Raw genomic sequence first — 7,317 nt, 5'->3', positions numbered from 1 at the left:
CGTGTCTCACATGTATCGAGACACCCGTGTCCCACATGTATCAAGACAGCACACGGCCCAGGCTACGAGTTTCCGCTCACATGCACCGAAGGTGCTCTCCCCCATCGTTCGGAGCATGGCGTTGCAGGGTGGGCTCGATCTGGCCAGCATCGATACCGCTGGCGGCCACGGAGTGATCACCCGCGCGGACGTCGAGCGAGCCTTGGCCAGTTCGACCGTTGCTTCCTCGTCGGAGGGCGTCACCCGAATCCCGATTACCGGGATACGTAAGACCATCGCAGACAAACTCTCCCGCAGCCGCTCGGAGATTCCCGAGGCCACCGTCTGGGTCGACGTCGACGCGACGGCTCTGCTGCAGGCCCGCCGCGACCTCGATGCCTCCATCGACGGAGTCAAGGTGACGCTGTTGGCGGTTCTCGCCAAGCTGACGATGATCGCTTTGGCCAAGTTCCCCGAGCTGAACAGCACGGTCGATACTGCCGCGGGCGAGATCCTGCGCTACGAGAACGTCGGACTCGGCATCGCCGCGCAGACCGACCGTGGACTGATGGTTCCTGTTGTGCCGCAGGCGGACAAGGCCGATCTGACGGAACTGTCCGAGCGGTTGGCCGAGTTGACCGAACTCGCACGGACCGGTTCCCTACCCGCCGCCCGCCTGAGCGGCGGAACGTTCACGCTCAACAACTACGGAGTGTTCGGGGTCGACGGCTCGGCCGCGATCATCAACCATCCCGAGGCCGCGATCTTGGGCATCGGACGCATCATCGACCGCCCGTGGGTGGTCGACGGTCAGTTGGCCGTGCGCAAGGTAGCGCAGCTGTCGTTGGCGTTCGATCACCGCGTGTGCGACGGCGGAGTCGCCGGTGGGTTTCTGCGCACTGTTGCCGATTTCGTCGAAAACCCTATCGTGGCATTGGGATCCGTCCGATGAGTGATGTCGACGTTCTCATCCTCGGTGGCGGATCAGGTGGGTACTCCTGCGCACTGCGTGCCGAACAGCTCGGTCTGTCGGTTGCGTTGGTCGAGGAGAACAAGCTCGGCGGCACCTGCCTGCATCGCGGGTGCATCCCCACCAAGGCGCTACTACACACCGCCGAGGTGGCCGACGCCGTGCGCGGGGCTGCCCACGTCGGCGTTACGGCCTCGCTGACCGGTGTGGACATGCCTGCAGCGCTGGATTATCAGCGCAGCGTGGTCGCCGGGCTCCACGCCGGGCTGCAGGGTTTGTTGAAGCGTCCGGGTATCGAGATCGTCTCCGGTCGCGGCCAGGTGGTCGGTCCTCGTACCTTGGAGGTGGACGGACGACGCATCACCGGGGCCTCGCTGGTTCTCGCGACCGGGTCGTATTCGCGCACCATCCCGGGTATCGAACTTGGACCTCGTGTTCTCACCAGCGACGGTGCATTGGCACTCGATCGAGTTCCGGAATCTGTCGTCGTACTGGGCGGTGGAGTCATCGGTATCGAATTCGCCAGCATCTGGGCCTCTTTCGGCGCCAAGGTCACCGTCGTCGAAGCCCTCGATCGCATCGTTCCCGGTGAGGACGAATGGTCCTCGAAGCAGTTGACCAAGGCGTTACGCAAGCGCGGCATCGACATTCGTACCGGAACCAAGGTCGAGACCGTCACCGAATCGTCCGACGACGTCTCGGTGGCGCTGTCATCCGGGGATACTCTTTCGGCCGATGTCGTCCTGGTGTCCGTCGGTCGTGGACCTCGCACCGACGGTCTCGGTCTGGCCGAGCAGGGCATATCCACCGAACGCGGCTTCGTCACCGTGGACGACAATCTGCTCACCACCGCGGACGGCGTCTATGCCGTCGGCGACATTGTGGCGGGTTATCAGCTGGCTCATCGCGGTTTTCAGCACGGCATGTTCGTAGCCGAGCACATCGCCGGTCTCGCACCCGCACGCATAGACGGCGATCTCGTTCCGCGCGTCACCTATTCACATCCCGAGGTTGCGTCGGTCGGTCTCACAGAGAAAGCCGCCGAGGAGAAGTACGGCTCGGTGACGTCGGTGGTGTACGACCTCGGCGGCAACGGCAAGAGCCGCATTCTCTCCACCGCGGGTGGTGTCAAGGTGATTCGCGCACGCGAGGACGGCCCGGTCGTCGGCGTCCACCTCGTCGGTGACCGCGTGGGCGAACTGATCGGTGAGGCGCAACTCGCGGTGGCATGGGAAGCATTGCCATCGGAGGTCGGGACCTTCGTGCACGCGCACCCCACGCAGAACGAGGCACTTGGTGAGGCAATGATGGCCCTGTCGGGACGGCCGTTGCACGCGCATAGCTGAGCGGGAACGGCAGGTCCCAGGGCCATGGCCTTTTCGAGGTGAGGATTCGGTCGGTGCCGGTCCGTAAACTCGCCGCCCATGCTGACTGCGTGGGGTGACGAGAGCGGGTCTCAGCCCGGCCGAGATCCTCACACCTATCTGATGGCGGCGGCCCTGTGCGACGAAAGTGATGTGCCGGAATGGCGCAACACCCTGGAACAGGTCCGCCTCGTGACCGAGCCCAAGGTGCACTGGCATGGAAGCAGTCCCGAGCGCCGCCACCTTCTCGTGGACGCAATCGCCTCACTGCCGATGATGGGCTTGGTTGTCGTACACACCACCGAAGCAACCGATCGACGGCATCGCCGAAAATGCTTGGAATTCCTGTTACCGAACCTCGCCGAGATGCAATGCGAACGCGTCACGCTGGAATCGCGAGGCAACCAGGACCGAAGCGATCTCGATCTACTTCAGAAGTTCCGCGCACAAAAAGTGGTTACCTCAGGTCTACGTCTGCATCACAGCGTCGGTCGAATCGAACCTGCGCTCTGGGTGGCCGACATCGTGTGCGGAGCGGTGGTACAAGACCGCGTGGGAAACAGCAGCTATCTGGACAAAATCAGCGATGCTGTCGAAATTCACCACCTCTGACCCTGAAACGACGCAAGCCACAGACCTCGTCATCCGGCGAGTGATTCTGTGGCTCACTTCCAGCCCCACCTCGATGGGGCGGCAAGAACTTCAAAGTATCAGGGCGAGTTACGTCGGCGCAACCATCGACAGCTGACACGAAGTCCCGCTGTCTCGATTATTCGACGTCGCTACTTCATCAGAAATCGCATCAGAGCAATTCTGCACCACGGTGGCCCGCTCAGTAAACAACGAAGGCCCCGAAACCGCGCCGGCTTCGGGGCCTTCGTCGATGCGACGTCAGACGTTCAGATCCTCATCTTTACGGTTTTTGATTCGCGAGGTCGCAACGAAGGAGATCGCGGCCAGGATCATCAGGTAGATCGAGATCGACATCGAGGTGCCGGTTCCGTTGAACAGTGCCTCGGAGATGGTCGGGACGAATGCTCCACCGAGCACGGTTCCGATGGCATATCCGATGGACGCTCCACTGAAACGGACTGCTGCGGGGAACATCTCGGCGTACAGGGCCGGCTGTGGTCCGTAGGAGAGGCCGAGTCCGACGGCGAAGAGCCCGAGGGCCACGTAGATCCAGTGCAATTCACCGGTGTCGACGAGCAGGAAGAACGGGATGGCGCACAACACCATTGCCGCGTTTCCGACGTTCATGATCGTGGTTCGGGCGTAGCGATCGGACAGGTGCGCTCCGAGCAGAGTGAACACTTCCCAGACGATGGCCGCGAACAAACTGGCCACCAACACATCCACGCGCGCGAGTCCGTGTTCACGCGTCGAGTACGCCACGATGAACCCGCCGACGATGATGTAGCCGTTGCCGTTGGTGCCGATGAACGACAGCGCGGCCAGCATGACCTGCTTCTTGTTGGTGCGCCACAGTGCGCGAACGGGAGTGTGGTTGCGCTCCTTGCGTTCTGCCAGCTCCTTGAACACCGGAGTCTCCTCGACACGACGTCGGATGTAGAAACCGACGAGAATGAGCACGAAGCTGATCAGGAACGGAATGCGCCAGCCCCAGGCCTCGAACTGCTCCTCACTGAGCAGACCGGTGCACAGCGCCAACGTTCCCACTGCGATGAGCATGCCGAGCGGAACGCCCATCTGGGTTGCCGCGCCGTAGATTCCGCGCTTGCCCTTCGGTGCATGCTCGACGGCCATCAGCGCCGCGCCGCCCCATTCGCCACCGGTGGAGAATCCCTGCAGGATGCGCAGCACGATCAGAATGATCGGGGCCCAGATGCCGATGGTCGCGTAGGTGGGGAGCAGTCCCATGCCCACGGTGGCCGCACCCATCAATGTCAGGGTCGCGATGAGGACTTTCTTGCGGCCGATCTTGTCACCGAAGTAGCCGGCGACGATGGCCCCGAGTGGACGGAAGATGAAGCTGATGCCGATCGTGACATAGGCGACGAGCTGTCCGGACGAACCCATGGGCGCGAAGAACAGTTGCGCGAAGATCAGCGACGCCGCCTGCGCGTAGATGAAGAAGTCGTACCACTCGACGGTGGTGCCGACCATGCTGGCCATGGCGGCGCGGCGGTGCTCACGCGACACCCCGGTGGGCGTCTCGACCTGGGTTGACATCGACTTGTCTCGTTTCGTTCGGGCTCCGGCACTCGGGCAACGAGCGGCAGTTCGGAGTGATGTGGGGCGGGGTTGTGATGGGTGAAGGTCGGTGATTCCTGCAACCGCAGAAGCGGATGAAACTCACCGTCCATTCGGTCGGTAATTACTGTGACCGGCGCCACCACAGTTTGTCAAGGTGGTAGCAGGCATAACAAGACCGTTGACGCAGTTCGTCGGAAACTACCGATCCGAGCCCTCGGGTTCGTTCGAAACGACGCAGACATCCGAAGTGACGGAAGGTCATACTCGAACTCATGTCTGCACCGACGTCGACTCTCGTTCAGCGCTCTCCGATCATCGACGAACTGATGCGTGCGCTGGGTGCCGACGCGGTGATCACCGACCCCGATATCCTCGAGAGCTACCGTCACGACGCAGCCGCTCTGTGTGAATCCGCGCTTCCGCTGGCCGCGGTGCTGCCGACCACGGAATCGGACGTCCAGGCAATCATGAGCATTGCGTCGGCGCACCGCATTCCCGTTGTCCCGCAGGGAGCGTTGACCGGCTTGGCCGGAGCCGCGAACACCAGCGTCGGAGCTATTGCCCTCAACACCCGGCGCATGAACAAGATCATCGAGCTCGACGTCGTCAACCGCGTCGCCGTCGTGCAACCCGGCGTGACGAACAAGGAACTCAAAGATGCTGCCCTGCAGCAAGGGTTGACGTATCTACCCGACCCGTCCAGCTGGGAGGCGTCGACGGTCGGTGGGAACATCGCCACCAACGCCGGTGGCCTGTGCTGCGTGAAGTACGGCGTCACAGCACGATTCGTGCGTGGACTGCGTGTTGTTCTCGCCGATGGCCGGGCGACCTTCGTCGGCCGACGCACCGTCAAGGGCGTGGCCGGGCTGTCGCTCGCCGATCTGTTCGTCGGGTCCGAGGGCACACTCGGCATCATCACCGAGGCCACCGTCGGCCTCGACTTTCCGGCTGCCACACCGCTGACGATGGCCGCGACATTCCCCTCGACCGTCGCTGCCGGAGAGGCGGTGACGCGGATTCGTGCCGCCGGTATCACCCCGAGCCTGTTCGAGCTGCTGGATCGCACCACGATCGCCGCGATCGACGCCTACGCCCGGATGGATTTCGGTACCGATGCCGCGGCCGTGCTGATCGCCCAATCCGACATCGGCGCAGGCGCTGTGGAGGAGCTCGAGGCCATCGCCGCACTCTGCACCGAATCCGGTGCGACCGATGTGGCCGTCGCCGAGGACGAGGTGGAGTCGGAGCAACTCGTGCAGGCCCGTCGGCTGGCGTACCCCGCACTCGACCGTCTCGGTTCTCCGTTGGTCGACGATGTGTCCGTTCCGATTTCGCATCTGGCCGCGATGATCGACGAGGTCGGGCGCATCGCCGAGCGCATCGGGATCGTCATCGGCGTCGTCGGTCACGCGGGGGACGGAAACATCCATCCCACGGTCATCGTGAACCCGACGGACCCACAGTCGTTGACGGACGCTCACCGCGCGTTCGACGAGATCGCAGCGTTCGCCCTCTCGCTCGGCGGAACCATCACGGGCGAGCACGGAGTCGGGCTGCTCAAGCGGGACCTACTCGAGACCGAACTCGATTCGGTTGCAGCAGAACTGCAGCGTGGCATCAAGGAATTGCTCGACCCGCACTACCTGCTCAACCCAGGAAAGGTCCTCACCGCCCGGACGTGAACCGGAGCGCCATCCACACCAGCAGTCGGGTGTCCGCGTCGTCGAGATCGAGGCCGAACAGCTCCTTGGTACGCCGCAGTCGATAGCGAAAGGTGTTGGGGTGCAGATACAACGATGCAGACGCGGCGGCAACATTGGACTCGTGCGCCAGCAGCGCCAGCACCGTCGCGGAGTACTCGGTACCTTCGGCTGCGTCGCAGGCGAGCATCTTCTCGACGGCCGGTATGGCCAACGGGACGTCCGACAGCGCATCAGACGCTCTACGTAGTGTGACCGACACCCGACTCTGCCGAAAGGTCGTCGTCACACCGTCCCCGACCGCGTCGAGTACCCACTGCGCATGTCGACGTGCCACTGTGGGCCGGGCGTCCGGACCGCCGATCGCAAAGGTGACCGATACACCGAATGCGGCCTCCGCCTTGCGTCGAACATCCTCGGCCGCAACGGCGACACCGCGTTCGTCCTCGGCCGCCGTGACCAGAAAAACGGTGCGATCCTCGATGACACAGCCCGAATCCGCCGCAGTGCCGAACGTCAGCTCCAACAGATCGGCCAACTGCACCAGCTGAGCCTCCGATCGCGCAGACTCGACCCTCCCTGCCAGCACGACGTAGAGGCTGCCGGGCGGTGTGACGGTATCTGGGTCGGTCAGGAGCGCACGCGCCCTCGGATTGTCGGCACCGGCCGGATGACGCCGGGCCAGCAGCAGGGGCACCGCAGCTGCTGCCGCACGCGTCATGGCCGCCATCACGCTGGAGTCAGGCGGACATAGGGAAACCCCGGTGGCAATACTCCAGATGGAGCCGAGATACTCCCCGTCCACCGAGACGGCCACCGCCAGTCGCGGGAGCACTCCGGGAACGTCGACCACGTGCACCGTCGAGCTCCGCCGGAAGTCGGGGTCGAGGTGATGCACCATGTACTCGGCCGGAACCTGCTTCCCGAGGATCCCGTCTCGACGGACGTCGTCGATCGGCTGGCCCGGTACGGACGAGTAGGCGATGACGAAGCCGAGTGGATCCATCACCGACACAGCGCCGCCCACCGCGGTGGCGGTTGCGTCCGCCAGCGCCGAGAGATCCGCAGTGCTCACCGATTCACAGTA

General features: G+C 63.7%; 6 protein-coding genes. 4 read left to right on the top strand and 2 right to left on the bottom strand.

Annotated features, from left to right (window positions below; all coding sequences use genetic code 11):
• From QM590_RS10100 to QM590_RS10090, 3 genes are all read left to right on the top strand, one after another.
• Nucleotides 1-931, top strand: a 931-nt coding sequence (locus QM590_RS10100; protein ID WP_442972437.1) for a dihydrolipoamide acetyltransferase family protein, incomplete at its 5' end; no start/stop codon positions are given.
• Nucleotides 928-2,295 carry a dihydrolipoyl dehydrogenase gene (lpdA, locus tag QM590_RS10095; RefSeq protein ID WP_269594686.1) on the top strand — a complete coding sequence of 456 codons (1,368 nt, stop codon included), beginning with the start codon at nt 928-930 and terminating at the stop codon, nt 2,293-2,295. The genes QM590_RS10100 and lpdA, both read left to right, overlap by 4 nt.
• A gap of 78 nt (nt 2,296-2,373) precedes the next feature.
• Nucleotides 2,374-2,925, top strand: coding sequence for a hypothetical protein (locus QM590_RS10090; RefSeq protein ID WP_269594687.1), 552 nt, complete (start codon nt 2,374-2,376; stop codon nt 2,923-2,925).
• Nucleotides 2,926-3,204: 279 nt separating this feature from the next.
• On the opposite strand, the gene QM590_RS10085 is transcribed toward QM590_RS10090, so the two are convergent.
• The gene (locus QM590_RS10085; RefSeq protein ID WP_269594688.1) at nt 3,205-4,506 is read right to left on the bottom strand and encodes an MFS transporter; all 1,302 of its coding nucleotides are present in this window, start codon (nt 4,504-4,506) and stop codon (nt 3,205-3,207) included.
• A 296-nt stretch (nt 4,507-4,802) separates the two neighbouring features.
• On the opposite strand from QM590_RS10085, the gene QM590_RS10080 reads away from it, so the two are divergent.
• Nucleotides 4,803-6,212 (top strand): FAD-binding oxidoreductase, encoded by a 1,410-nt coding sequence (locus tag QM590_RS10080; protein ID WP_269594689.1) that lies wholly within the window; start codon nt 4,803-4,805, stop codon nt 6,210-6,212.
• Here QM590_RS10080 and QM590_RS10075 read toward each other — a convergent pair.
• Nucleotides 6,196-7,305, bottom strand: coding sequence for a PucR family transcriptional regulator (locus tag QM590_RS10075; RefSeq protein ID WP_269594690.1), 1,110 nt, complete (start codon nt 7,303-7,305; stop codon nt 6,196-6,198). The two genes, QM590_RS10080 and QM590_RS10075, sit on opposite strands and share 17 nt — an antisense overlap.
• Nucleotides 7,306-7,317 lie beyond the last annotated feature (12 nt).

This window comes from Rhodococcus sp. IEGM 1372 (genome assembly GCF_030056835.1).
In the GTDB taxonomy this organism is placed as follows: Bacteria; Actinomycetota; Actinomycetes; order Mycobacteriales; family Mycobacteriaceae; genus Rhodococcoides.
Note: the sequence above shows the minus strand (reverse complement) of the source record. Positions and strands in the feature narration are given on the sequence as shown.

What these genes read in the sequence shown, in the direction of transcription:
- lpdA (WP_269594686.1), top strand. Translation starts at nt 928, where the DNA reads ATGAGTGATGTCGACGTTCTCATCCTCGGTGGCGGATCAGGTGGGTAC.
- QM590_RS10090 (WP_269594687.1), top strand. Translation starts at nt 2,374, where the DNA reads ATGCTGACTGCGTGGGGTGACGAGAGCGGGTCTCAGCCCGGCCGAGAT.
- QM590_RS10080 (WP_269594689.1), top strand. Translation starts at nt 4,803, where the DNA reads ATGTCTGCACCGACGTCGACTCTCGTTCAGCGCTCTCCGATCATCGAC.
- QM590_RS10085 (WP_269594688.1), bottom strand. Translation starts at nt 4,506, where the DNA reads ATGTCAACCCAGGTCGAGACGCCCACCGGGGTGTCGCGTGAGCACCGC.